Genomic DNA, 23,624 nt, shown 5'->3' with positions numbered 1-23,624 from the left:
GGCAAGAGGAGACAGAACATGCCGACATCGCTGATCGCGCGCCTGCTCGCCGCGACCGTCCTGGTCGCGGCGGCGGGTTCCGCCACCGCCGCCGCGCCCGCCTATCCCGGCCGGCCGGTGAAGATCGTCACACCCTTTGCGGTGGGGCAGGGGCCGGACGTGCTGCTGCGCATCGTGGCTGAAAAGCTCACCGCCTCGCTGGGCCAGCAGGTGATCGTGGAGAATCGCCCCGGCGCCAGCGGCTTCCTCGCGTTCGAGGCCGGCAAGCGCGCCGCGCCGGATGGCTACACCCTGGTCCACATGGACAGTTACCACGTGGGCACGCAGCCGCATCTGTTCGCCAAGCTGCCCTACGACGTGCGCAAGGATTTCGACCCCGTCACGCCGCTGGTCAAGAACTACTTTTTCGTGGTGGTGCCGGCCGGGTCCAAGTGGCGCACGTTCGCCGACCTGGTCGCGGCCGGCAAGGCCAGGCCCGGCCAGGTGTCGTACGGCTCCTGGGGCATCGCCAGCCCCGCGCATCTAGGCGGGCTGCTGCTGGAGTCGGCCACCGGCACCAGCATGATGCACGTTCCCTACAAGGAATCGGCCCAGCTGTACCAATCGGTGGCGGTGGGCGACGTGGACTGGACGCTGGGCACGCCCGTGTCGGCCGGCCCGGTCTACCAGGCGGGCAAGGTGCGTTTCCTCGCCGTGGCGGCGCCGCAGCGCCTGCCCGGCTATCCGCAGGTGCCGACCGTGGCGCAGGCCGGCGGCCCGGCGGGTTATGAAGTGGGCGGCTGGAACGGCCTGTTCGTCCCCAAGGGCACGCCGGTGGACATCGTGCAGCGCCTGAACCAGGGCATCGCCGCTGCGCTCAAGGCTCCCGACGTGCTCGAGAAACTCGCGACTTTCACTTACGAGCCCTACACGATGCCGCCGCGCGACATGGCGCGCCTGGTGGACGAGGAAATCGCCAAGTGGGGGCCGATCATCAAAGGCGCGGACATCCGCCTGGACTGATGCCCGCACAGGAGTGGCTTTGTGGCAAGCAAGTACATCGACGTAGTGGTCGCCGGCATCCGGACGCTGACGCCGCGCATCAGGGAATACCTCCTTGCAGCCGCGGACGGCCGGCCCCTGCCGCGCTACGAGCCGGGAGCGCACGTGGCGCTGCACATGGTGTCGGACACGCGCGGGCCCATCGTGCGGCACTATTCGCTGATCGGGGGACTGGCCGGCGAGGATGACCCGCGCCACGTCTATCGCATCGCCGTGCAGCGCGAAGACCGCGCACGCGGGTCGGCTTTCATCCACGATACCTTCGAGCCCGGCACCCGGCTGCGGATCTCGCCGCCGGTAAACGACTTCCCGCTGGACCGGCGAGACGCCTCCACGCTGCTGATCGCCGGCGGCATAGGCGTGACGCCCATCGTGTCCATGACGCGCAGCCTGGCCCGCCGCGGCTGCCGCTACAGCGTGGTGTACGCCGGCCGCAACGCGGCGTTCATGGCCTATCGCGACACCCTCGCGCGGTTGGCCGGCGACCGTGTCCGCTTTCACCATAGCGACGAGGAAGGCGTGCTGGACCTTCGAGGCCTGCTCGCTTCCCAGCCTGAGGACACCCGCGCATACGTGTGCGGCCCCGCGCCCATGATCGCGGCGGCGCGCCAGGCGGGGGCCGACCTCGGATGGGAACCCGACCGGGTGCGCAGCGAATTGTTCGCCGCCGGGCCCGCCAGCGACGAAACCGCCTTCGAGGTCGAGTTGCGCCGTTCCGGCAAGCTCGTCCAGGTAGGTCCCGACGCCAGCATCCTTGACGCCTTGCGGCTGGCCGACGTGCCCGTGCTGTGGGACTGCGCGCGGGGCGAGTGCGGTTTGTGCCCGCTGCCGGTCGTCTCCGCCGACGGTCCCATCGATCACCGCGATCGCTATCTGAGCGAAGAAGAGCGCGCCGCCGGCCACACCCTTTGCATTTGCGTGTCCAGGCTCCGCGGAACGCGCCTGGTGCTCGATGCCTGACCATCCGAACCTTTTCAGGAGCGTGTCGCATATGAACCGCATAGCCGATCCCATCCCCGAACTACGGACCGACTTCCATTTCGAGCCGGGCGGGTTCGCCGACCATGCCACGCCGCTGGTGCGCAACTGCTGGTACGTCGCCGGCCTCTCCAGCGAAATCACGCGGGAGCTGAGGAGCCGCCGCTTCCTGGGCGTGGACGTGGCCCTGTACCGCACCCAGGCCGGCGAGCCGGTGGCGGTCCGCAACCGGTGCCCGCATCGTTCCTTTCCGCTCGCCAAGGGGCGCCTGGACGGCGACGTGCTGATGTGCGGCTACCACGGCATGCAATTCGATCCATCGGGCCGCTGCGTGAAGATGCCGTCCATGCCGCTCGTGCCGACCAACGCCCAGGTGCGCAGCTATCCCATCGTCGAACGTGCGCCGCTGGTCTGGATATGGATGGGCGACCCCGACCACGCCGACCAGGCGCTGATCCCCGATACGAGCTGGCTCGCCAGCCCGGACTGGAAGAGCGTGGGAGGGACGTTCCACATGAAGGCCGACTATGTGTCCATGCACGAGAACCTGCTGGACCAGACGCACTTTCCCTTCCTGCATCCCGGCGCGATCGGCACGCCGGAGTACGCGCGCAGCAAGCTGGACGTGCGCCAGGAAGGCGACGTGGTCATCATCGACCGGGCGTTGAAGAATTCGCCGCCGCCCGACGTGTACGGCGTGCCCACGGGCCTGACCGGCAAGCCTGTGGACCGCTATTCGGAGGCGCGTTTCGCGTCGCCGGGCCTGCACGTGGCCTTCGCCCGCATCGTCGACAACCACGACCCCGCCGGCAAGCCGCGCACCTATCGCTTCAACATCACCCATGCCTTCACCCCGGAAACCAACGGCAGCATCCACTACTGGTGGTTCAACAGCCGCGATTCCAACCTCCAGGATCCCGCCGCCGACGCCTACCTGTACGAGGCCTCGGCCAAGGCCTACCTGGAGGACGTCGATGCGCTGGAATGGATACTGGACGTGGTGACGCACGACGCCGAGCCGCAGTTCGACCTGAACTTCGCGCCCGACAAGCCGGGGTTGCTCATGCGCCGCGCGCTCTACGACATGGCGGCGCGGGAGGCCGGCGTGCGGTTCTGAGGCGCGTGCGCCCTAGCTTGCCGCCGCCGGCGGGAAACGCACGCTGATGCGCGTGCCCGGCATGCCCGGCGTTGCGCTCTGCGGGTTGTCCGAGACCGACAGCGTGGCGCCGTGGCGCTGCGCAATCTCGCGAACGATGGCCAGTCCGAGCCCGCTGCCCTCGGCATTCGAGCCGAGGATGCGGTAGAAGCGGTCGAACACCAGTTCGCGTTCCTCGGCCGGGATGCCCGGGCCGGAGTCTTCGACGTCCAGCGTGGCGCCATGGTCGTCTTGCGTCACGCGCACGGTGACGGTGCCGCCGCCGGGCGTGTAGCGCAGCGCGTTGTCGATGAGGTTGTTGATCAGCTCGGCCAGCAGCAGGGCGTTGCCTACGACCTCGACCGGCGCCTCCGGGCCCTCCAGGCCGAGGTCGATCCGGCGTTCCATCGCCTCGTGCACCCAGTTCTGCGTCTGCTCGCTGGCAATTGCCTGCAGATCGACGCGGACCGAGGTGTCGACCTGGCTGCCGGTGTCTTCTGCCCGCGCCAGCGCCAGCAATTGGTTGACCAGTCGGGTAGCGCGCTCGGCGCCGGAGATCAGGTGCCGCAGGCTGGCTTCCATGTCTTCCGGGCTGGCATTGCGCAGCGCCAGTTCGGCCTGCGTGCGGATGCCGGCCAGCGGCGTCTTCATCTGGTGGGCGGCGTCGGCCACGAAGCGCTTCTGCGCCGCGACGTTGGCCGACAGGCGTTGCAGCAGCTCGTTCATGGCGCGCACCAGCGGGGCGATCTCCTGCGGCACTTCCCGTTCGTCGATGGCCGACAGGTCATCGGGACGGCGGGCGCGCAGCCGCTCCTGCAGCTTGCCCAGCGGCGCGATCCCGCGCGACAGGCCGAACCACACCAGCACCACGGCGAGGGGGAGCACCACGAACTGGGGCAGGATCACGCCCTTGATGATTTCGTTGGCCAGTTGGGAGCGCTTCTCCAGCGTCTCGGCCACCTGCACCAGCGCCGGCTGCGCGCCGGGCGAGGTCGGCAGCGCCACCCAGGTATAGGCCACGCGCACGGCAAAGCCGCGCATCACGTCGTCGCGATACTGCACGATGCCGGGGAGCGGACGCTCCAGCGAGGGCAGGGGCAGCTCGCGGTCTCCACCCAGGTATTCGCCGCGGTTGCCGAGCACCAGGTAGAACACGCTGTCGGTCTCGTCGGCGCGCAGCATCTCGCGCGCGGAAACCGGCAACTGCAGGCGCGCGCGCCCGTTGACGTCCTTGATCTGCTGGGCCAGGGCCAGCACGTTGTTGGCCAGGCCCCGGTCATAGGGAGCGACCGCGATCGACTGGGCCACGACGTAGGTGATGGCGACGCTGATCGGCCAGAGCAAGAACAGCGGGACCAGCATCCAGTCCAGGATCTCGCCGAACAGCGACCGGGCCGGCCGCTCGATGGCCGGGACGGGCGGCAGCCCTTTGCGGTCGTCGTCCATGCGCCGTCTTGCCGGCTCAGCCCGCGCCGCTGTGGGCGCCGGGTTCGCGCTCCAGGCAGTATCCGAGGCCGCGCACGGTGGCGATCTTGACGTCGCCCGGCTCCAGTTTCTTGCGCAGGCGGTGTACGTAGACCTCGATGGCGTTGGTGCTGACTTCCTCGCCCCATTCGCACAGATGGTCCACCAGTTGTTTCTTGCTGACCATGCGGCCGCTGCGCGACAGCAGGACTTCGAGCAGGCTGACTTCGCGCGCCGACAGTTCCACGACCTGGTCGTCGATGGTGACGACCCGGCCCACCTGGTCGAAGGTCAGCCGGCCATGGCGCAGCACGGCCGGCCCGCCGCCGGCGCCGCGCCGGGTCAGCGCGCGTACGCGCGCCTCCAGCTCGGAGAGGGCGAAGGGCTTGGCCATGTAGTCGTCGGCGCCCAGGTCCAGGCCCTTGACGCGCTGTTCCACGCTGTCGGCCGCCGTCAGTATGAGCACCGGCATGTGCGAGTTGCGGGCCCGCAGGCGCCGCAGCACTTCGGTGCCGGACAGGCGCGGCAGGCCGATGTCCAGGATCAGCAGGTCGAAGGGCTGTGCCGCCAGCGCGGAGTCCGCCTCGAGTCCGTCATGCACGGCATCGACCGCATAGCCGCTCTGGCGCAGCGAGCGGGACAGGCCGTCGGCAAGGATGTTGTCGTCTTCGGCGATGAGGATACGCATGGAGGAATTGTAGCGTCGGGGTAACGCATCCCGGTTTCCCCGGCATTTTCCCTCAGGCGGATGGCCTCGTCACTACCGCTATTCGATCTGGTACATGCCCGTGCGGCGCGTGGCGTCGACCCAGTACGCCGTTTCCTTGTCGAGGAAACGGCCGAATTCTTCCGGCGTCATCGGCTTGACCGCTTCCAGACCCAGCTGGGGCAGCTTGGCGGCGATCTCCGGCAACTGCAGCACGCTTCCCACGTCGGCCACGATCTTGGCCACCACGGCGGGCGGCGTGGACTTGGGCGCGAACATCCCGTACCAGGCGCGGCCCGGCAAGCCCGAAAGGCCGGCAGCGCTGGCCAGGGGAATCTCCGGAACGATGGTGGAAGGTTCGCTGCTGCTGGTGATCGCAATCGCGCGGACCCGGCCGGACTTGACCTGCGGCAAGGCGCTGGGCAGCGCGTCGATCATGAGCTTGATCGAACCGCCGATCAGGTCGGTGAGCGCCGGTGCGCTGCCCTTGTAGGGAACGTGTACCAGGTCCACGCCGGCCAGCTGCTTGAACACTTCCATGCTCAGGTGGCTGGTGGATCCCGTCCCCGGCGAGCCGTAGCTGAATTTGCCCGGATGCGACTTCAACTGGGCGATGACCTCGGGCAGCGTGGCCGCGGGACAGCGCTTCGTCCACCGTCCCGGCCTCACCTTCTCGCAGCAGGACAACGTGCAGGAAGCCCTGGATTCCGTCAATTCGGCCATGGTGCACTACGACGACTGCTACGCCGGGCTGACGGACTGGAAGCGGCCGCTGATGGTCAGCACGCTGACCCTGCAGCGGCTGGTCGGCATGACGGCCAAGACCTTCGGCCGCCGCCGGCGCATCGTGTCCATGTCCAGCATCGCGCTGACCCGGCCCATGTTCGGCGGCGATACTCTGTACGCCGAGACCGAAGTGCTGGGGACCGGGCCCGTGGACGCGCACCTGGGCCGCGCGAGCCTGCTCACGCGAGGCTTCAACCAGCGCGGCGAGCAGGTGGCCGAACTGCGCTACGTGGTCGAGCTGTGGCACGGCGCCGCGGGGCCCGACGCCGTCGCCGGCGCGTCGGCCGCCACCGAGGAGCGGTTTCTTTCGCACGCGCGCAGGGACGACGGCGCCTGGGTCGAACAGACGGGGCTGTTCTTCGAAGACCTGCGGCAAGGCGAGACCTTCGTCCACAGCCCGCGCAAGACCCTGCTGGCCGAGGAAGCCACGCTGCATGCCCTGCGGGCGATGGAGTGGCAGCCCCAGAGCCACGACCATGCGTTCGCGCAGGCGCTGGGGCTGCCCGCGCCCGCCGTGCCCCAGACCTGGGGGATCGCGGTGGCGGTGGCGCTGTCCACCCGGACCTTCGGCCGGGTCACGGTCAACCTCGGCTGGACCGACGTGGAATTCGGCGCCGACCTGATGCCGGGCGACACGCTGGAGGCGAGGTCTACCGTGGAGGGGACGCGCCTGTCCGGTTCGCGGCCCGATCAGGGCGTGGTGACGGTGCTGACCGAGGCGCGGAACCAGCGCGGCGAGATGGTCAACCGCTACCGGCGCGCGCTGATGGTGTACCGGCGGGGGACCAATCCTTACGCGCGGGCAGGGTATTAGCGCGCACGGGGCGGGCGCATGCGTTGTTAATTTGGCCTTGGAGCTTGCAGTCCTATACTGTTTTTTTATACAGTATCGACCAGTGCCATAATTCGCCCATCAACCCAAGGATCCCAGAATGGACGACACCAAAGTTTCCAAGGCCGCCGCCGCCGCCCAGACCGAAAAGACCAAGGCCCTGGCCGCCGCGCTGTCCCAGATCGAAAAGCAGTTCGGCAAGGGCTCGGTCATGCGTTATGGCGACAACGAAGTCGAGCACGACATCCAGGTCGTCTCCACCGGTTCGCTGGGCCTGGACATCGCGCTGGGCGTGGGCGGCCTGCCCCGTGGCCGCGTCATCGAGATCTACGGCCCGGAGTCGTCCGGCAAGACCACGCTCACGCTGCAGGTCATCGCCGAAATGCAGAAGCTGGGCGGCGCCTGCGCCTTCATCGACGCCGAACACGCGCTCGACGTCCAGTACGCCGCCAAGCTCGGCGTCAACCTCACCGACCTCCTGATCTCGCAGCCTGACACCGGCGAGCAGGCCCTCGAAATCACCGATGCCCTGGTGCGCTCCGGCGCGGTCGACCTCATCGTCATCGACTCGGTCGCGGCCCTGGTGCCCAAGGCCGAAATCGAAGGCGAGATGGGCGACTCCCTGCCGGGTCTGCAGGCCCGCCTGATGAGCCAGGCACTGCGCAAGCTCACCGCCTCGATCAAGCGCACCAACTGCATGGTCATCTTCATCAACCAGATCCGGATGAAGATCGGCGTCATGTTCGGCAACCCCGAAACCACCACCGGCGGCAACGCGCTGAAGTTCTATGCCTCCGTCCGGCTGGACATCCGTCGTACCGGCTCCATCAAGAAGGGCGACGAGGTCGTCGGCAACGAAACGCGCGTCAAGGTCGTCAAGAACAAGGTGTCGCCGCCGTTCAAGAGCGCCGAGTTCGACATCATGTACGGCGCGGGTATTTCGCGCGAGGGCGAGATCCTCGACCTGGGCGTGCAGGCCGGCATCGTCGAGAAGTCCGGTTCCTGGTTCAGCTATGGCGGCGAGCGCATCGGCCAGGGCAAGGACAACGCGCGCGAGTTCCTGAAGGAACATCCCGAAATGGCCATCGAGATCGAAAACCGCGTGCGCGACAGCCTGGGCGTCACGGCACGGGTCGGCGGCAGCGTTGCCGAAGAGCTTGAAGACGAATGACGATGGCAAGCCTGCCTCCGGGCCGTCGCTGAAGGCCCGAGCGGTAGGTTATTTGTCCCGGCGCGAACACAGCCGTGTGGAGCTGGGGCGCAAGCTCTCCCGTTTCGGCGAGGAAGACGAGGTCCGCGCGGTGCTGGACAGCCTGGAGAAGGAAGGCTGGCTGTCCACTCAGCGCTATGCGCAGAGCGTAGTGCACAGGCTGGCCGCCAAGCAGGGCACGCTGCGCATCCTGCGCGAGTTGCGCCAGCATGGCGTGGCCGACGCCCAGATCTCCGAATTGCGCAGCAACCTCCAGGCCACTGAACTGGCTCGTGCGCGCGAGGTCTGGCGCAAGCGTTTCGGCCAACTGCCCGCCGATGCCGGCCAGCGTGCCAAGCAGGTGCGTTTCCTGATGTCCCGGGGCTTCGGCCAGGACACCATCCGGCAGGTGTTGCGCGGCGTGGACATCGACGACCTCGATGACTTCGACTAAGCCCTCAGGCCAGGCCGAGGGCCAGCGTCTCAGACGTCGGTTGGCCGGCATTCGCCGCCACCGAGGAAAGCCCGTACACTTCCCTTATCCGTTTTTGCCGCGAGGCTGCCATGCGCGCATTGCTGCTGGCCCTGTGCCTGGGTGTGTCCAGCCTGTGGGCCTGTGCCCAGACGCCTCCCAAGGCGGGCGATGTGATCACCGTGGAGGGGCGCGTCGTTCTCAAGGGCAACGAACCTTTCATCGTCGCCGTGCTGGATGCAGGCGACAGGCAATGGGATCTGCGGGGCCTGACCCGGCAACAGATGCTCGACCTGCAATCCCGCACGGTCACCGTCACCGGTGTCGTGGCCCGTCCCCCCGGCGAAGGGCCGCCCGCCCAACTGGACGTGCAAGCCATACGCTGAGGCCCGTACGCCGTCCGGCAACGAACGGGCGGTCATGGTATGTTGCGTCAAAAGCTTCTTCGGCGGGGGCAAGATGAATCGCTATACCGTGGTTACCTCCCGGGCTCTGGCCGGGTTCTCATTGGCCGCATTGCTGGCGTCCTGCGGAGGCGGTGGCGGTGGCGAAGTGTCGGGATCGGGCACGCTTTCCGTTGCCTGCAGCGGCGCGCAATGCGGCGCCTCCGACGCCCAGACCTACCGCGGCAGCGGTGTGGGCATCTGGCGCTACGACAACAGCGACTCGGGTTCCGGCACCTCGGTGCCCATCACCCTCAATGGGGTTGGCGGCCGTACGGTCACCCTGGTCTTCACCAACGTTTCCGACCGCGATGCCAGCATGCCGTCCATCAGCGCATCGGTGGCGGCACCCCCGGCCATGGCCTCGAAGCAGGCGCGGCCCGACCCGGCCCATGTGCCCGGCATCAACCAGATTCCTCCGCACATCCGCGACTACCAGCCGCCGATCGAGCGCGCCAGCCAGGCCACGGCGCGCCAGGACCGCGTGGCGGCCGCGGTCCGCGCCGCCGCCGAAGGCGATACGCGCGAATGGCAGGACAGCAGCGGCAAGGCCTTCCAGGCCACGCTGGCCCGGCGCTGGGCGGCGACCGACGGGCGCATGCTGAACATCTGGGTGGAGAACGGCGAGCGCGGCGACGCGAAGGTGAGCGAAGCCCTGCTCGATAATGTAAAGGCCAGGTTCTCCTCGAACCAGAATTCCGTCTACCCCATCGTGACCGATCTCGTCGGCGCTCCCTGGGGCGCGACCGTGGGCAGCGGCTACATCGGTCCCGAGCAGGACCTGCACATCGTGATGTCCAACCTGACGCCCGACGGCCAGCCCTGGGGCCTCATCGGTTATTTCTTCAGCGCCAACGCCTTCCTCAAGAGCTATGAGCAGCTCAGCAACGAAGCCGTGGCCTTGTTCCTGGATACCGAGACCATGTACCTGGGCGGCGAGCAGGGCCGGAACACCGGGTATACGACGCTGGCCCACGAAATGACCCACATGGTCAATTTCTATCAGCGCGCGGCGCGTACGGGCGTGAATCCGGACAACCGATTCGCCGTCTGGCTGGAAGAGACCACGGCGATGATGATGGAAGACGTGGCGTCGGGCCGGGTGGTCCCCGGCTTCAATCCGTTGCGGGATGCCGATTTCGGAAACTGGATCCATCAAAGCCAGAACTGCGACTACATCCGGCAGTGGGACGCCGATGTCAACTCGAGCTGCTTCTCGTATCCCATCGCGGCCAATTTCGGCGGCTACCTGCTGCGGCAGTACGGCATCGGGTTCTATCGCAGCCTAGTGCGGGGCACGTCTTCCACCGACTCGTTCGCCTTGCTCGACCAGGCCATCAAGCAGGCGGGCGGCTCCGGCGCGCGCACCGCCTTGCGCGACTGGGGCGCGGCGCTCGCCCTGCTGCCGGCCACGCCGCCGGCCGGCTTCGGCTATCCGCGCCGCGCGCAGGACGGCTACGACTTGCCGGCCATCCATGGCCCCGACTATGCCTCGCTGCGCAATCTGCCCTCCAGCGCGCCTTCTTCGCTCAAGGCCTCGGGCCATTTCCCCGTGGTGCGCCGGCCCGCCGGGGCCACCTATACCGAAACCGTCGCCGTGCCGGCCGGTTCGGCCTTGACGGTGGTCGTCCAGTAGCGGCAATGCCGCCCCGGCGGTGCCAGGGGCGGCGTTGGCGCGGCGCTCCTTCAGCGCTCGGGCCGCGGCGCCCGGATGCCGGTCAGGTTCCGGAACGTGAGTTCGCGCGCGATGTCCAGGAAATTCTGGATGTAGGGCGCGTCCTGATCCTCCACCCGCACGCCTGCATACAGCGTGCGCCATACGCCTTCCGCGCCGAGCCGGCAGGCGTGCAGCAAGCCCTGGTCCAGGTATTCGGTCAACGCCCAGTTCGGGATGGCCGTCACGCCGCGTCCGCTCGCCACGAGCTGGATGATCATGGGCGTCAATTCCGTGGTGCGTATTTCCGCCGGTTCCACGTCCGCCGGATCCAGGAAGGCCGTGAAGATGTCGAGCCTGTCCCGATCGACCGGGTAGGTAATCAGCGTCTGGTCCTGCAGTTGGGCGGGCTCGATGCTCTTGAGTGCGGCCAGCGGGCTGTTGCGCGCCACGGCCAGCACCAGTTCGTAGCGGAATAGCGGGACGTAGCGCACCGCGTCGAGCTTGATGGGGTCCGAGGTGATGACCAGGTCCAGGTCGCCTCGCACCAGCGCCGGCAGCGGCGCAAAGGAAAAGGCCGCCGACAGGTCCAGCACCACCTCGGGCCATTGCTCCCGGAAGACGTCTAGTGCAGGCATCAGCCACTGGAAGCAGGAGTGGCATTCGATGGCCAGGTGCAGCCGCCCGGTGCGCCCGGCGGCGAGCCGCGTGAGTTCGCGCTCGGCCGCCCGCATCCGGGGCAGGACGTCGTCGGCCAGCGCCAGTACGCGCAAGCCCGCGGTGGTAAAGCGCAGCGGCCGCGTCCGGCGGTTGAGCAACTGCGTACCCAGGCGCTCCTCCAGTTCGCGCAGTTGATGCGACAGGGCCGACTGGGTGACGTGCAGGCGCTCGGAAGCTTCGACCAGGCTGCTTCCCTCGCGGATGGCCACAAGGGTCTCGAGATGGCGGATTTCCAGCATGGGCCGATATTAACTTGAATTTTTCTCATATTAAATATGCAGAACTTGATTTTGATTCACGAACCAGTCCTTGCACAATGTGCTGCTTCTAAGAGCATCGGGACATTCGATACATCATGGCTACCTTGCATAACCTGGGTTTTCCGCGCGTGGGCGTGCAGCGCGAGCTCAAGCGCGCGCTGGAAAGTTATTGGGCCGGACTATCCTCGGCGCAGGAACTGGAGGCCACCGGACGAGAGCTGCGTGCCCGCCACTGGGCGGTCCAGGCGCAGGCGGGCATCGATCTCGTCCCGGTAGGCGATTTCGCCTGGTACGACCACATGCTCGAATGGTCGGCCACGCTGGGGGCCGTGCCGGCCCGCTTCGCCCAGCCCGAGGACGAGCCGGTGGCGCTGGACACGGTCTTCCGCATGGCACGCGGACGCGCCCCGAGCGGCCCGCCCGCGGCCGCTTGCGAGATGACCAAGTGGTTCGATACCAATTACCACTACCTGGTCCCCGAACTGCATCCGGAGCAGCAATTCCGCGTCGCCCGCTCGGCCTTGTTCGACCAGGTGCGCGAAGCGCAGGCCCTGGGCCATGCCGCCAAGCCGGTCATCCCCGGTCCGCTGACCTGGCTGTGGCTGGGCAAGGGCGACGCCTACCGGGGCGCGGGGGATGCCGCCAAGCTGGCCTTACTGGAAGCGCTGCTGCCGGCGTACGAGCAGGTGCTGGCTCGCCTGGCGGAGGCCGGCGTGCAGTGGGTGCAGATCGACGAGCCCGTCCTGGTCCTGGATCTTCCCGCCGCCTGGCGCGATGCGTTTGCGCCGGTGTATGAGCGCCTGGCGCGGACGCCCGTGTCCATCCTGCTGGCCACGTACTTCGGCGGCCTGGACGACAATCTGCCGACCGTGCTAGCCCTGCCGGTGGCCGGGCTGCACGTGGACCTCGTGCGCGCCCCCGAGCAACTGACCCGCGTGGCTGCCGGCCTGAGGCCGGACCAGGTGCTATCGGCCGGGGTCATCGACGGCCGCAACGTCTGGCGGGCCGACCTGGACGCGTGGCGCACCCGGCTGGCCCCGCTCGCGGCGGCGCTGGGAGACCGCCTGTGGCTGGCGCCGTCCTGCTCGCTGCTGCACGTGCCGGTGGACGTGTCCGCGGAAACGCTGCTCGACGATGAATTGAAGAGCTGGCTCAGCTTCGCCCACCAGAAGCTGGACGAGCTGGCGCTGCTGGCCAAGGCGGTGGCGCTGGGCGATTCGGCCGACGCGGTCGCGTCCGTCGCCGATGCGCTCGCGGTGCAGCGCCGCGCCTGCCGGACGCGCGCCGAATCGAGCCGCATCCACAATCCGCGGGTCCGGGCCAGCCAGCAGGCGGCCGGTGACCTCCCGCGCCAGCGCGCGCCCTTTGCCCGGCGCATTGCCGCGCAGCAGGCGCGGCTGCGGCTGCCGGCCTTTCCCACCACCACCATCGGCTCGTTTCCGCAGACGCCGGAGATCCGCGCCCTGCGCCGCGACTGGCGCGCCGGTTCGCTGGGCGACGCGGCCTACGAAAAGGCCATCCGCAAGGAGATCGCCGACAGCATCGCCTTCCAGGAGCGGGTCGGCCTGGACGTACTGGTGCACGGCGAGTCCGAGCGCAACGACATGGTCGAATATTTCGGCGAGCTGCTGGCCGGCTTTGCTTTCACCCAGAACGGCTGGGTGCAGAGCTATGGCTCGCGCTGCGTCAAGCCGCCGATCATCTTCGGCGACGTCTCGCGTCCCGCGCCGATGACCGTCGGCTGGGCCGCCTACGCGCAGTCGCTTACCGACAAGCCCGTCAAGGGCATGCTGACCGGCCCGGTCACCATCCTGCAATGGTCCTTCGTGCGCGACGACCAGCCGCGCAGCAAGACCTGCGAGCAATTGGCCCTGGCCTTGCGCGAAGAAGTGCTGGACCTGGAGGCGGCCGGCATACGGGTCATCCAGATCGACGAGCCGGCCTTCCGGGAAGGGCTGCCGCTGCGCCGGGCGCAGTGGGCCGGGTACCTGGACTGGGCGGTGGACTGCTTCAGGCTCAGCACGGCGGGCATCCAGGACGATACCCAGATCCATACCCACATGTGCTATTCGGAATTCAACGACATCATCGAGGCCATCGCGGCGATGGACGCGGACGTCATCACGATCGAGACCTCGCGCTCCAACATGGAGTTGCTCAAGGCCTTCGAGGATTTCCGCTACCCCAACGACATCGGCCCTGGCGTGTACGACATCCATTCGCCGAACGTCCCGGAGGTGGGGTGGATGGTCGAGCTCATGCAGAAGGCGGCGGCGCGCCTGCCCAGGGAGCGGCTCTGGGTCAACCCCGATTGCGGGCTCAAGACCCGCGCCTGGCCCGAAACGGAGGCGGCCCTGGTGAAAATGGTGGCGGCGGCGCGCATCTTGCGCGAAGAGGCCGCGCAACCGGCATGACGGGGCGGGATCCGGCGCGGCGGACGGCCGCGCCGGGGCGCCGCCTCCCCGTCCTGTCATAAGGCGATACAAACCCGGCCCCCGGATTGGGGGCAACCCCGGACGGGGTTGCCCTGGCAGGCTGGGTTATACTCATCGGGTTTTATCGCCCGCCCATTGCTTCCCCGCTGCGTCCCTGTCTGCCAGCGCCTGATGCAACCGGGCATCCTTTAGCGCATGTCCGTAATCGCCAACTGCCTCGCTATGCGAACGCCCGCGACCTCGCTCGTCCTGAGCGCGGGTGCGTGGGCATTTGTTTATCCGGCCGCGGCCACGAAGGCGCTATCCCCATCCGCAGCCATGCGCATGACCCCTCATGGCGCTGGTCTTCTTCAACCGAACATTCAACGTCTCCCCGACAGCGAAGGCTCCGCATGAAAATCCACGAGTATCAGGGCAAAGAGCTTCTGAAAAAATTTGGCGTCACCGTTCCGCGCGGCATCCCCGTGTTCTCGGTGGACGAGGCCGTGAAGGCTGCTGAACAACTGGGCGGCCCGGTGTGGGTCGTCAAGGCCCAGATCCACGCGGGCGGCCGCGGCAAGGGGGGCGGCGTCAAGCTCGGCCGTTCCATCGAGGAAGTGCGCACGCTGGCCGGCCAGATCCTGGGCATGCAGCTGGTCACGCACCAGACCGGCCCGGAAGGCCAGAAGGTCCGCCGCCTGCTGATCGAGGAAGGCGCCGACATCAAGAAGGAACTGTATGTCGGCATCGTGACCGACCGCAGCTCGCAGCGCGTCTGCGTGATGGCCTCGAGCGAAGGCGGCATGGAGATCGAAGAGGTCGCCCACGCCACCCCCGAGAAGATCCTCAAGGTGTTCGTCGATCCCGCCAAGGGCCTGACCACCGAGGAAGCCTCGCAACTGGCCCGCGGCATCGGCGTTCCCGACGCCTCGATCGCCGATGCGGCCGACCAGATCCAGAAGCTGTACACCTGCTACGTCGAAACCGACGCCGACCTGGCCGAGATCAACCCCCTGATCGTCACCGGATCGGGCAAGATCATCGCCCTGGACGCCAAGTTCAACTTCGATTCGAACGCGCTGTTCCGCCACCCCGAGATCGTGGCCTACCGCGACACCGATGAAGAAGATCCCGCCGAGATCGAGGCCAGCAAGTTCGGCCTGGCCTACATCCAGCTCGACGGCAACATCGGCTGCCTGGTGAACGGCGCCGGCCTGGCCATGGCCACCATGGACACCATCAAGCTGTTCGGCGGCGAACCGGCCAACTTCCTGGACGTCGGCGGCGGCGCCACGGCCGAGAAAGTGACCGAAGCCTTCAAGATCATGTTGAAGAACCCCGGCCTGAAGGCCATCCTGGTCAACATCTTTGGCGGCATCATGCGCTGCGACGTCATCGCCGAAGGCGTGATCGCCGCGTGCAAGGCCGTCAGCCTGAGCGTGCCGCTGGTGGTGCGCATGAAGGGCACCAACGAAGAGCTCGGCAAGAAGATGCTGGCCGACTCCGGACTGCCCATCATCAGCGCCGACACGATGGCCGAAGCCGCCACCGCCGTCGTGGCCGCCGCCAAGAAGTAATCGTTGCGCTCAGCAAAGGATATTAAGGACTCGAAATGTCGATTCTGATCAACAAAGATACCAAGGTCATCACGCAGGGGATCACCGGCAAGACCGGTCAATTCCACACCCGCATGTGCCGCGAGTACGCCAACGGCAAGAACTGCTTCGTGGCGGGCGTGAACCCCAAGAAGGCCGGCGAGGACTTCGAAGGCGTGCCCATCTACGCCAACGTCGCCGACGCCAAGGCTGCCACCGGCGCCACCGTGTCGGTCATCTACGTCCCGCCCGCGGGCGCCGCCGCCGCGATCTGGGAGGCCGTCGAGGCCGACCTGGACCTGGTGATCTGCATCACCGAAGGCATCCCGGTGCGCGACATGCTGGAAGTGCGCAATCGCATGCGCGCCCAGAACAAGCGTACGCTGCTGCTCGGACCCAACTGCCCGGGCCTCATCACCCCCGACGAAATCAAGATCGGCATCATGCCCGGCCACATCCACCGCAAGGGCCGCGTGGGCATCGTCAGCCGTTCGGGCACGCTCACGTACGAAGCCGTGGCGCAGGTCACGGAACTGGGCCTGGGCCAGTCGAGCGCGGTCGGCATCGGCGGCGACCCCATCAACGGCCTGAAGCACATCGACGTGCTGAAGATGTTCAATGACGATCCCGACACCGACGCCGTCATCATGATCGGCGAAATCGGCGGTCCGGACGAGGTCAATGCCGCCGAGTGGGCCAAGGACAACATGAAGAAGCCGGTCGTGGGCTTCATCGCGGGTGTCACGGCTCCTGCCGGCAAGCGCATGGGTCACGCCGGGGCGCTGATCTCCGGCGGCGCCGACACGGCGCAGGCCAAGCTCGAGATCATGGAAGCTTGCGGCATCAAGACGACCAAGAACCCGTCCGAGATGGGCAAGCTGCTCAAGTCCGTGCTGTAAGAAAAACGAGCATGACGGGCGCGGCGGACTTCGCCGCGCCCGTTGGCATTTTCAGGAGATAGGCGTGGAATTCGGTTCAGCGGCCTTCATATTGGCCCTCATTCAAATCATCTGGGTGAACATCCTGTTGTCGGGGGACAACGCGGTGGTCATCGCGCTGGCAGCGCGTTCGCTGCCCGCCCATCAACAAAAGAAAGCAATCGTGATCGGCTCTGCGGCCGCCATCGTGATGCGTATCATCCTGACGCTGGTTGCGGCCCAACTGCTGCAACTGCCCTGGTTGAAACTGATCGGCTCGCTGCTGTTGCTGTATATCGGTGTTTCGCTGTTGATGCCGGAAGGCGAAGAGGACGAAGGCAAGCTGGCCAAGAACGGCCTCATGGCCGCCATCCGCACCATCCTGATCGCCGACCTGGTCATGAGCCTGGACAACGTGATCGCCGTGGCGGCCGCCGCCATGGGCAATACCGTGCTCCTGGTGCTGGGTCTGGCCATCAGCATCCCGCTCGTGATCTTCGGCAGCGCGCTGCTGCTCAAGGTGATCGAGCGTTTCCCGCTCATCGTCTGGGCGGGCGCGGCATTGCTGGGCTTCATCGCCGGCGAGCTGTTCGTCAACGACCCGGCCCTGCATGCCGAAGCGCTCGAAGCGTCCATGGGCTTGACGCACCATGGCGCGGAGATCGCCGCGGGCGTGGTGGGCGCGATCATCGTGCTGGCGATCGGCAAGGTGCTGATGTCGCGGCGTGGTTCCGGCGACCAGCCCGCCTGAGGCGCCGGGGGTCGCAATTGTCGTAGTGCACCGGCCTGGCATCGATGCCGGGCCGGCCTTCTCCCCCCGAGGCGGCGTTGGCGGCATGCGGGCGTCTGCAGGCTGATCGGGGGAGTCGGTTGAATTCAAAGAAAAAGGAAGGGCGGATATTCCGGCAGGAAGGTTCGCCGATCCGACGAATCTCTCAGGGAGTTACACGTGCTCGAGTTTCTTCAGACGCTCAGTTGGGCGGCCGTATTCCAGATCATTCTGATCGACATTCTGCTGGGCGGGGACAACGCGGTGGTGATCGCGCTGGCCTGCCGCAATCTTCCGGCCAAGCGGCGCATGCAGGGCATCCTGTGGGGAACCGCGGGCGCCATCATCCTGCGCGTGGTGCTGATTTCCTTCGCGGTCACGATGCTGCAGATTCCGTTCCTGAAGGTCGTGGGCGGCCTGCTGCTGTTCTGGATCGGCATCAAGCTCCTGATTCCCGAGCATGAGTCGCACGAGAACATCCAAGGCGGCGCTACCCTGATGAGCGCCATCAAGACCATCATCGTCGCCGACTTCGTCATGAGCCTGGACAACGTCATCGCCATCGCCGGCGCGGCCCAGCAAGCCGACGAAGCCCACCAGATCGGCCTGGTCGTGTTCGGCCTGCTGGTCAGCGTGCCCATCATCATCTGGGGCAGCACGCTGGTGCTCAAGCTCATCGACCGTTTCCCCATCGTCGTGACGCTGGGCGGCGCGCTGCTGGGCTGGATTGCCGGCGGCATGCTGGCGACCGACGTGGCGGTACAAAGCAACGTGATTCAGCCGAGCTCGCTCGCGCCCTACAATACGCAGATCACCTACGGTGCGGAAATCGTGGGCGCGTTGATCGTCGTGATCGTGGGAACCTTGCTGGCCCGCCGCAAGAAGGCGGAAGCCCCCGAGCAAGCTTGATGCCGGCGGGGCCCGGGGACGGGCTCCGGCGCACCGGTGCGAGACGCCCTGCCTGGCAGGGCGTCGTCGTTTCTGCGGAATTTTCAGAAAGCGCGCCACCGGTTTGCGGGGCGCCAGAGGATGATATGAAGAAGTTTCAGAAGGGCATGACGCTGATGCAGATGCTGGTGCTGATCGGCGCGATAGGCGTGGCGGTGGCGATTGCGGTGAGTTACCTGCGCTGATCCGCAGCGAGCGGCATCGATCGTTCGCGATAGCCCAGTCCTTGCGACAATTCGCGCGCTGCGCGCACCACCGCCGGTATCACCGTTTGCGTGACGAGCTCGTCGGTGAAGGTATAGACCATGGCGGTCGCATTCAGGCCGGCCACCACGGCGCCCGAGGCATCGAAGATCGGGGCGGCGATCGAACGTACGCCGCGGTGGAATTCTTCGTCGTTGTAGACGTAGCCGCGTTGGCGGGCGTTGGCCAGCAGCGCGCGAAAGGCGGCGGGGTCGACGGTGGATTTCTCGGTCAAGGCCGGGATCGGCGCGTCGCCCAGGAGCCGGTCGATTTCCTCGGCCGGCTGGAAGGCGAGCAGGATGCGTCCTATGGACGAGGAATGGGGGGGCATGCGCGAGCCCACGTGGATGTCGATGGACGTGGGCAGGGGGATGCGGGCCTGCGCCACGTAGACCAGTTCGCCGCGGTCGAGGATGGCCATGTGCACCGAGGCGCCGACTTCGGTACGCAACCGGTTCAGTACCGGCTGGGCCAGTTCGACCAGGGGCAGCCGGCTCAGGTAGGCGAACCCCAGCTTCATCGCATGCGCGGTGAGCCGGTAGCGGCGGCCGACTTCCTCGCGTTCCAGAAAACCGAGCTTTTCCAGCGTATGCACGAAGCGGTAGGGCTTGCTGCGGCTCCATCCCAGCCGCTGCGCCAGTTCGGTCAGCGTGAGCGAAGGCTGGTCGCAATCGAAGGCCTCGAGCACGGCCAGGCCCTGGGCGAGCGCGTCGACCCAGTATGGATCCTTGCGGGGCGTGGAAGGGTGCTCGGGCGAGCCGTCGCTGTCGTCGGTAGCTGGCTTCTTCTTGTCTGTCATGGAAAGGGCACGCAACGAAGAGGCGGCGGGCGCCGCCGCCTCGCCATTCTATAGCTTGCGCAGGCCGATCCGGTCGATCAGGAGTTTTTCCTTCTGCATGGTGTCGGAGGCGAATCGCGTGAACTGTTCGCTGCTGAGGTAGGCCGGTTCCAGGTCGTACTGCTTGAGCGCCGCCCGGTAATTGTCCATTTCCATCGCTTGCTTGAACCCGTCGTGCAGGATGCGGACCACGGCCGGATCGGTATCGCGCGGCGCGGCCAGGCCGAACGGGGCGTTCTGCACGATGTCGTAGCCGGATTCCTTGAGCGTGGGCGCGGCGGAAAAACGCGCGCTGCGCGATTCGCCGCCCGTGGCGAGCAGGCGCAATTGTCCCGCTTCGACATACTGGGCCCAGCTCGGTCCATCCGCCAGCGACATGATGTGGCCGCCCAGCAGCGCGGCCAGCGCCTCGGCGCCGCCCTTGTAGGGAACGTGGTTGAACTTCACGCCGGCCTGGAATGCGAGGTCTTCCATGGTCAGGTGCGGCGAGGACAACGTGCCGGGCGTGCCGTAGGTCATCGTTCCCGGATTGGCCTTGGCGTAGGCGATGTAGTCCGCCAGCGTCCGGATGGGCGAGGCCGCCGGCACCACGAGCCCGAAGGGATAGGCGGCCAGGCCGATGATGTACTTGAGGTCCTTGAGCGGATCCCAGGCGGTCTTGACCAGGTAGGGCGTGCGGAATACCGACACCGCGATCTGCGCGATGGTGTAGCCGTCGGGCGCGGTGGTCTGCATGATCTGGGCAGGAATCACCATGCCCGCGCCCGGCTTGTTTTCGACGATGACCGGTTGTTTCAGGATGCCGGCCGCGTTCTGCGCGAGCACGCGAAAGGCCACGTCGGTGGCGCCGCCGGGGGCGAATCCGACCAGCATCCGGATCGGCCGGGAGGGGAAGGGCGGCTGCGCGCGAACGGCCGGGACCGTACCGGCTCCCGCGCCGGCGATCAGCGTGCCGAGGAAATGTCGTCTTTGCATGGCAAGGCTCCGCAATGGGAAGGGGGATGATCAATGCGCCGGCCGTGGCGGCAGTGCTTCGGCCCAGGCGTCGTAGCCATAGACCCAGTCCGCGTTCGTGTCCGACCGCAGCCAATCGTTCTGCAGCGAACCCCGCTGGATGCGGCTTGCCCGCTCCAGGCGGGCCTGTTCGTAGCGCAGCAGCGCGCCGGGCGCATCGCCGGGGGCCTCCCGCAGGCAACGGCTCAGGACCACCGCGTCCTCCAGGCCCATGGCCGCGCCCTGCGCCATGAAAGGCAGCATGGCGTGGCAGGCGTCGCCGAGCAGGGTGATGCGGCCGTGTGTCCAGCGCGGCATCGGGTCGCGCGCGTAGAGGGCTGTCTTCAGCACCACGTCGCATTGATCGAGGATGGCCCGGGCTTCCTCGTGGAAGCCGGCGTAGGCGCGCAGCAGTTCTTCCTTGTGACCTTGTATGGACCAGGACTCATGCGTCCATTCGGTTTCGGGCACGGTGGCGAACACGAAAAGCTCGCGTCCGCGGTTGATGAGGAAGGTGAATATCTGGCTGGAAGCGTCGGGCCCCCACCACTTGGTGGTGGGCGTCAGGTCGTAGCGGGAGAGCGGGGCGGTGGGGACGATCGAGCGGAAAGCCACCTTGCCGGTGAAGCGGGGCGCCTCGGGACCGGCCAGGGCTTCGCGCACGACCGAATGAATGCCGTCGCATCCGATCACCGCCCGGGCGGCGACGCGGGCGCCTCCAGCCAGTTCCACCCAGGCGCCGGTCTCGTCCTGTCCCACGCTCACGGTCTTGCTGCCCAGGTGCACCGAACCGGCGGGAAGTGCCGATTCCAGCGCCGAGAGCAGGTCGGCGCGATGGATGGTCAGTTGCGGCGCGCCGTATCGGCGCTGGCCTTGGGCATGCAGTTCCAGCCGCGAGGTTTCCTCGCCCGTGTCCCAGAGGCGGCTGACGCGGCACAGAGGCTCGTACGCCGTCTCCCGCAGGGCGGCGCCGACACCCAGCCCGTCCAGCGCCTTGACGGCATTGGGCGTCAGATTGATGCCGGCACCCACGCGCCCGAACCTGGGCGCCTGTTCGTAGATGCCGACCTCGAATCCGGCGCGATGCAGCGCAATGGCGGCGGCCATGCCGCCTATGCCGGCGCCGACGATCGCGATGTCCACGTCTTTCATATCCAGCCTTTTGTTTTGTATTAGAAAACTTTTTTTGAATATAAAACTTAAATCCAGGCTGGATCAACATGGGGAAGTCACTGAGGGCGGGATACCTCGCGAAAACCGTTCTCGATCCATGCCAGGCCCGGCACGCCGTCCGGCGGATTGACGCTGTCGGCAGGAAAACGAAGCACGTCGGCGAGTTCGATTCGTCCGCTGCCCGCATGCCGTTTCACCGTTCCGTAGGCGGCCTCGGCGATGGCCTGGCGACCATTGGCGCGCGCCATCGCGATCGTCGAGCCGATCCCTTCGAAGGTGGAGCCGGCCAGCGCGGCCGCGACTTCCGCCGTCGAGGCGTCCGCGCCCGCCTTGTCCCAGGCGGCCTTCAGCCCGAGCAGGGCGTTCGCGACTCCGTAGCTGGGATAAATGGGAGAGATTTCGTAGCGATCGCGGTAGCTGGCGGCGAACCAGCGGTTCAGCGCCGTGTCGCGAGCGAGCCAGCCGTGCGAACCCCGGCCGCCGATGATGGCGCCTTCCGGGATGGACGCGGCCAGCCGGGAAAGCCCGCTTTCCGCGGCCACCAGCAGCAGGCGCGCCCCGGGAGCCAATTGCGGGGCCATCTCCGCCAGCCGGAAGAGATCGATACCCCAGTTGCCCGAGTGGATGAGCCTGGCGCCCGCTTCCCGCAACCGGACGAGCGGCGTTTCCACGGCGGCGGAATAGAGCGGGGCGAAGTGGCCGCCCAGGTCCTGGGCATCCGGACGCAGCCGCAGCAGCGCGGCCCGGAATTCGGTCCAGCTGTCCGTACCCCACAGGTAGTCCTGGTTGATTCCGCCGAACGCCGCGCCGGCCATCCAGGGCTGGGCCGCCACGTATCGCGCGGCACCGATGGAGTCCGTGACGGTCGTGGTCTGGGTGCGGAACACCCAGTTCCAGGCTTGCCCGGCGTACAGCTGGCTGGTGCCGGCGCCGGAGATGACGGTGAGCAGACCCAGTTCTTCGGCAACCGGAGCGATCGCCGAGGCGACCGCACTGCCGGCATAGCCGACCACCACGTCCGCGCCCTGCGCATGGATGCGACGGAACAGGTCCACCTGCTCGGCGGGAGAGCCGGCCTCGTCGTAGACGTTCAGACGCAGCTTGCGGCCGCCGAAACCCGGTGCCTCGTAGGGAGCCGGCAGCTCGTCCCCCATGTTGAGGGCTTCGACCATCAGCTCCGCGGCATTGCGCGCGGGAAAGCCGAAAGGGCCGGCGGCGCCTCCCGAGACGTAAGTCACCACGGCGATCTTGACCGGGTCGTCCGCGGTAGTTGCCTGGCGTGTACTGGCGTTCATGCGTGTGCTCCTGACGGTACGGCGAATGGCCACGGTGCGTGGTGAATTAATTAAAGACCGATCGGTTCAAAAATCGGCGCGAAAGAAGCGAAAGAGCCGTGATGCGGAAGCGCTACGTCGTGAAGCGGCCGAGCAGTGCGTCGGCGGTGGCCTGCCAGACGGCTCTGTCCACGCCCGTCTTGGCGATGACGCGCAAGCCTTCGACCAGGCCGAGTAGGGCTCTTGCGGCGTCGGCGGGATCGACGCCGTCGGCCAGATGTCCTTCCGCCCTGGCTCGCGCGAATGCGTCGGCGAGCCGGTTTTCCAGGGCGCGGAAGAAGCGGCGGATGCGTCTTTCCACCTCGGTGTCCTGCCCGGCAAGCTCCATGGCCGTGGCCACGACCAGGCATCCCCGTTTCCCCCTGGTGCCGCTGGCACGGTCCACATAACCGGCGAGGAACACTTTCAGGCCCGCGACGGCGCCCCGGGCGGGGTCGAGTTCCGTATCGACCCGGGCCAGCGACTCGTCGATATAGCGGTCAAGCGCATGCAGAAACAGGCCGCGCTTGTCTCCGAAGGCGGTGTACAGGCTTCCCCGGGACAGCCGGGTGGCGCGAAGCAGGTCGGGCAGCGACGTGCCATGGTAGCCACCGGACCAGAACGCATGCATGGCTCGCCGGACGGCGAGGTCCGGGTCGAACTCGCGGGGGCGGCCTCGGGGCTGGCGTGGAACGGCGGTTGCGGTCATCCGCCAGAATATGGACCGTTCGGTCGCTAAAT

22 protein-coding genes are annotated in these 23,624 nt (G+C 67.2%); 13 read left to right on the top strand and 9 right to left on the bottom strand.

From position 1 onward, the window contains the following. Window positions 1-18 precede the first annotated feature (18 nt). Genes CDO44_RS17415 through CDO44_RS17405 form a run of 3 tightly spaced genes read left to right on the top strand, consistent with a single transcriptional unit; the run spans window position 19 to window position 3,136 of the window. Window positions 19-1,002, top strand: coding sequence for a tripartite tricarboxylate transporter substrate binding protein (locus tag CDO44_RS17415; RefSeq protein WP_087781549.1), 984 nt, complete (start codon window positions 19-21; stop codon window positions 1,000-1,002). A 21-nt stretch (window positions 1,003-1,023) separates the two neighbouring features. After that, window positions 1,024-2,001 (top strand): PDR/VanB family oxidoreductase, encoded by a 978-nt coding sequence (locus CDO44_RS17410; protein WP_087781548.1) that lies wholly within the window; start codon window positions 1,024-1,026, stop codon window positions 1,999-2,001. A gap of 31 nt (window positions 2,002-2,032) precedes the next feature. Then, a complete protein-coding gene (locus tag CDO44_RS17405) occupies window positions 2,033-3,136 on the top strand; it encodes an aromatic ring-hydroxylating dioxygenase subunit alpha (protein WP_087781547.1) in 1,104 nt (367 codons plus the stop codon). A gap of 12 nt (window positions 3,137-3,148) precedes the next feature. Here the strand turns inward: CDO44_RS17405 and CDO44_RS17400 are convergent, their stop codons facing one another. The 3 genes from CDO44_RS17400 to CDO44_RS17390 all read right to left on the bottom strand — a co-directional run bounded on the left by CDO44_RS17400 (window position 3,149) and on the right by CDO44_RS17390 (window position 5,930). Next, window positions 3,149-4,600 (bottom strand): sensor histidine kinase, encoded by a 1,452-nt coding sequence (locus CDO44_RS17400; RefSeq protein WP_087781546.1) that lies wholly within the window; start codon window positions 4,598-4,600, stop codon window positions 3,149-3,151. A gap of 16 nt (window positions 4,601-4,616) precedes the next feature. Further along, window positions 4,617-5,306 carry a response regulator transcription factor gene (locus CDO44_RS17395; protein WP_087781545.1) on the bottom strand — a complete coding sequence of 230 codons (690 nt, stop codon included), beginning with the start codon at window positions 5,304-5,306 and terminating at the stop codon, window positions 4,617-4,619. A 78-nt stretch (window positions 5,307-5,384) separates the two neighbouring features. After that, window positions 5,385-5,930 carry a tripartite tricarboxylate transporter substrate binding protein gene (locus CDO44_RS17390; protein ID WP_158213324.1) on the bottom strand — a complete coding sequence of 182 codons (546 nt, stop codon included), beginning with the start codon at window positions 5,928-5,930 and terminating at the stop codon, window positions 5,385-5,387. Here CDO44_RS17390 and CDO44_RS17385 point away from each other — a divergent pair. From CDO44_RS17385 to CDO44_RS17365, 5 genes are all read left to right on the top strand, one after another. Then, window positions 5,911-6,924 (top strand): MaoC/PaaZ C-terminal domain-containing protein, encoded by a 1,014-nt coding sequence (locus CDO44_RS17385; RefSeq protein WP_158213323.1) that lies wholly within the window; start codon window positions 5,911-5,913, stop codon window positions 6,922-6,924. The genes CDO44_RS17390 and CDO44_RS17385 overlap by 20 nt on opposite strands. A 118-nt stretch (window positions 6,925-7,042) precedes the next feature. Next, on the top strand, window positions 7,043-8,113 hold the full coding sequence (recA, locus tag CDO44_RS17380) for a recombinase RecA (RefSeq protein WP_087781542.1): 1,071 nt from the start codon (window positions 7,043-7,045) through the stop codon (window positions 8,111-8,113). Then, window positions 8,100-8,585, top strand: coding sequence for a recombination regulator RecX (gene recX, locus CDO44_RS17375; RefSeq protein ID WP_233146244.1), 486 nt, complete (start codon window positions 8,100-8,102; stop codon window positions 8,583-8,585). The genes recA and recX overlap by 14 nt, the downstream gene beginning before the upstream one ends. Before the next feature lie 110 nt (window positions 8,586-8,695). Beyond that, window positions 8,696-8,989, top strand: a complete 294-nt coding sequence (locus CDO44_RS17370; protein ID WP_087781540.1) for a hypothetical protein — start codon at window positions 8,696-8,698, stop codon at window positions 8,987-8,989. A gap of 73 nt (window positions 8,990-9,062) precedes the next feature. Beyond that, the gene (locus tag CDO44_RS17365; RefSeq protein WP_158213322.1) at window positions 9,063-10,682 is read left to right on the top strand and encodes a hemagglutinin; all 1,620 of its coding nucleotides are present in this window, start codon (window positions 9,063-9,065) and stop codon (window positions 10,680-10,682) included. Window positions 10,683-10,732: 50 nt separating this feature from the next. Here the strand turns inward: CDO44_RS17365 and CDO44_RS17360 are convergent, their stop codons facing one another. Continuing rightward, window positions 10,733-11,659 (bottom strand): LysR family transcriptional regulator, encoded by a 927-nt coding sequence (locus CDO44_RS17360; protein ID WP_087781538.1) that lies wholly within the window; start codon window positions 11,657-11,659, stop codon window positions 10,733-10,735. Between the two features lie 116 nt (window positions 11,660-11,775). On the opposite strand from CDO44_RS17360, the gene metE reads away from it, so the two are divergent. From metE to CDO44_RS17335, 5 genes are all read left to right on the top strand, one after another. Then, on the top strand, window positions 11,776-14,094 hold the full coding sequence (gene metE / locus CDO44_RS17355; RefSeq protein ID WP_087781537.1) for a 5-methyltetrahydropteroyltriglutamate--homocysteine S-methyltransferase: 2,319 nt from the start codon (window positions 11,776-11,778) through the stop codon (window positions 14,092-14,094). 413 nt (window positions 14,095-14,507) lie between these two features. Then, window positions 14,508-15,671 carry an ADP-forming succinate--CoA ligase subunit beta gene (sucC, locus tag CDO44_RS17350; RefSeq protein ID WP_087781536.1) on the top strand — a complete coding sequence of 388 codons (1,164 nt, stop codon included), beginning with the start codon at window positions 14,508-14,510 and terminating at the stop codon, window positions 15,669-15,671. A 35-nt stretch (window positions 15,672-15,706) separates the two neighbouring features. After that, a complete protein-coding gene (gene sucD, locus CDO44_RS17345) occupies window positions 15,707-16,588 on the top strand; it encodes a succinate--CoA ligase subunit alpha (protein ID WP_087781535.1) in 882 nt (293 codons plus the stop codon). Between the two features lie 64 nt (window positions 16,589-16,652). Further along, window positions 16,653-17,357 carry a TerC family protein gene (locus CDO44_RS17340; protein WP_087781534.1) on the top strand — a complete coding sequence of 235 codons (705 nt, stop codon included), beginning with the start codon at window positions 16,653-16,655 and terminating at the stop codon, window positions 17,355-17,357. A 198-nt stretch (window positions 17,358-17,555) separates the two neighbouring features. Beyond that, window positions 17,556-18,284 carry a TerC family protein gene (locus CDO44_RS17335; protein ID WP_087781533.1) on the top strand — a complete coding sequence of 243 codons (729 nt, stop codon included), beginning with the start codon at window positions 17,556-17,558 and terminating at the stop codon, window positions 18,282-18,284. Between the two features lie 211 nt (window positions 18,285-18,495). On the opposite strand, the gene CDO44_RS17330 is transcribed toward CDO44_RS17335, so the two are convergent. From CDO44_RS17330 to CDO44_RS17310, 5 genes are all read right to left on the bottom strand, one after another. Next, window positions 18,496-19,365: an IclR family transcriptional regulator gene (locus CDO44_RS17330; protein ID WP_087781532.1), complete on the bottom strand. Its 870-nt coding sequence runs from the start codon at window positions 19,363-19,365 to the stop codon at window positions 18,496-18,498. A gap of 48 nt (window positions 19,366-19,413) precedes the next feature. Beyond that, window positions 19,414-20,379 carry a tripartite tricarboxylate transporter substrate binding protein gene (locus CDO44_RS17325; protein ID WP_087781531.1) on the bottom strand — a complete coding sequence of 322 codons (966 nt, stop codon included), beginning with the start codon at window positions 20,377-20,379 and terminating at the stop codon, window positions 19,414-19,416. Window positions 20,380-20,409: 30 nt separating this feature from the next. Next, window positions 20,410-21,549 (bottom strand): FAD-dependent monooxygenase, encoded by a 1,140-nt coding sequence (locus CDO44_RS17320; protein ID WP_087781530.1) that lies wholly within the window; start codon window positions 21,547-21,549, stop codon window positions 20,410-20,412. A gap of 77 nt (window positions 21,550-21,626) precedes the next feature. Beyond that, complete coding sequence (locus CDO44_RS17315; RefSeq protein ID WP_087781529.1) at window positions 21,627-22,865, bottom strand: ABC transporter substrate-binding protein; 1,239 nt, start codon at window positions 22,863-22,865, stop codon at window positions 21,627-21,629. Between the two features lie 112 nt (window positions 22,866-22,977). Then, the gene (locus CDO44_RS17310; RefSeq protein WP_087781528.1) at window positions 22,978-23,592 is read right to left on the bottom strand and encodes a TetR/AcrR family transcriptional regulator; all 615 of its coding nucleotides are present in this window, start codon (window positions 23,590-23,592) and stop codon (window positions 22,978-22,980) included. Between the last annotated feature and the right edge of the window lie 32 nt (window positions 23,593-23,624).

Origin of the sequence: Pigmentiphaga sp. NML080357 (assembly GCF_002188465.1) — a bacterium.
Lineage (GTDB): Bacteria > Pseudomonadota > Gammaproteobacteria > Burkholderiales > Burkholderiaceae_B > Pigmentiphaga.
The sequence above is the reverse complement of the archived record's forward strand: the minus strand, read 5'-3'. Positions and strand labels throughout refer to the sequence as shown.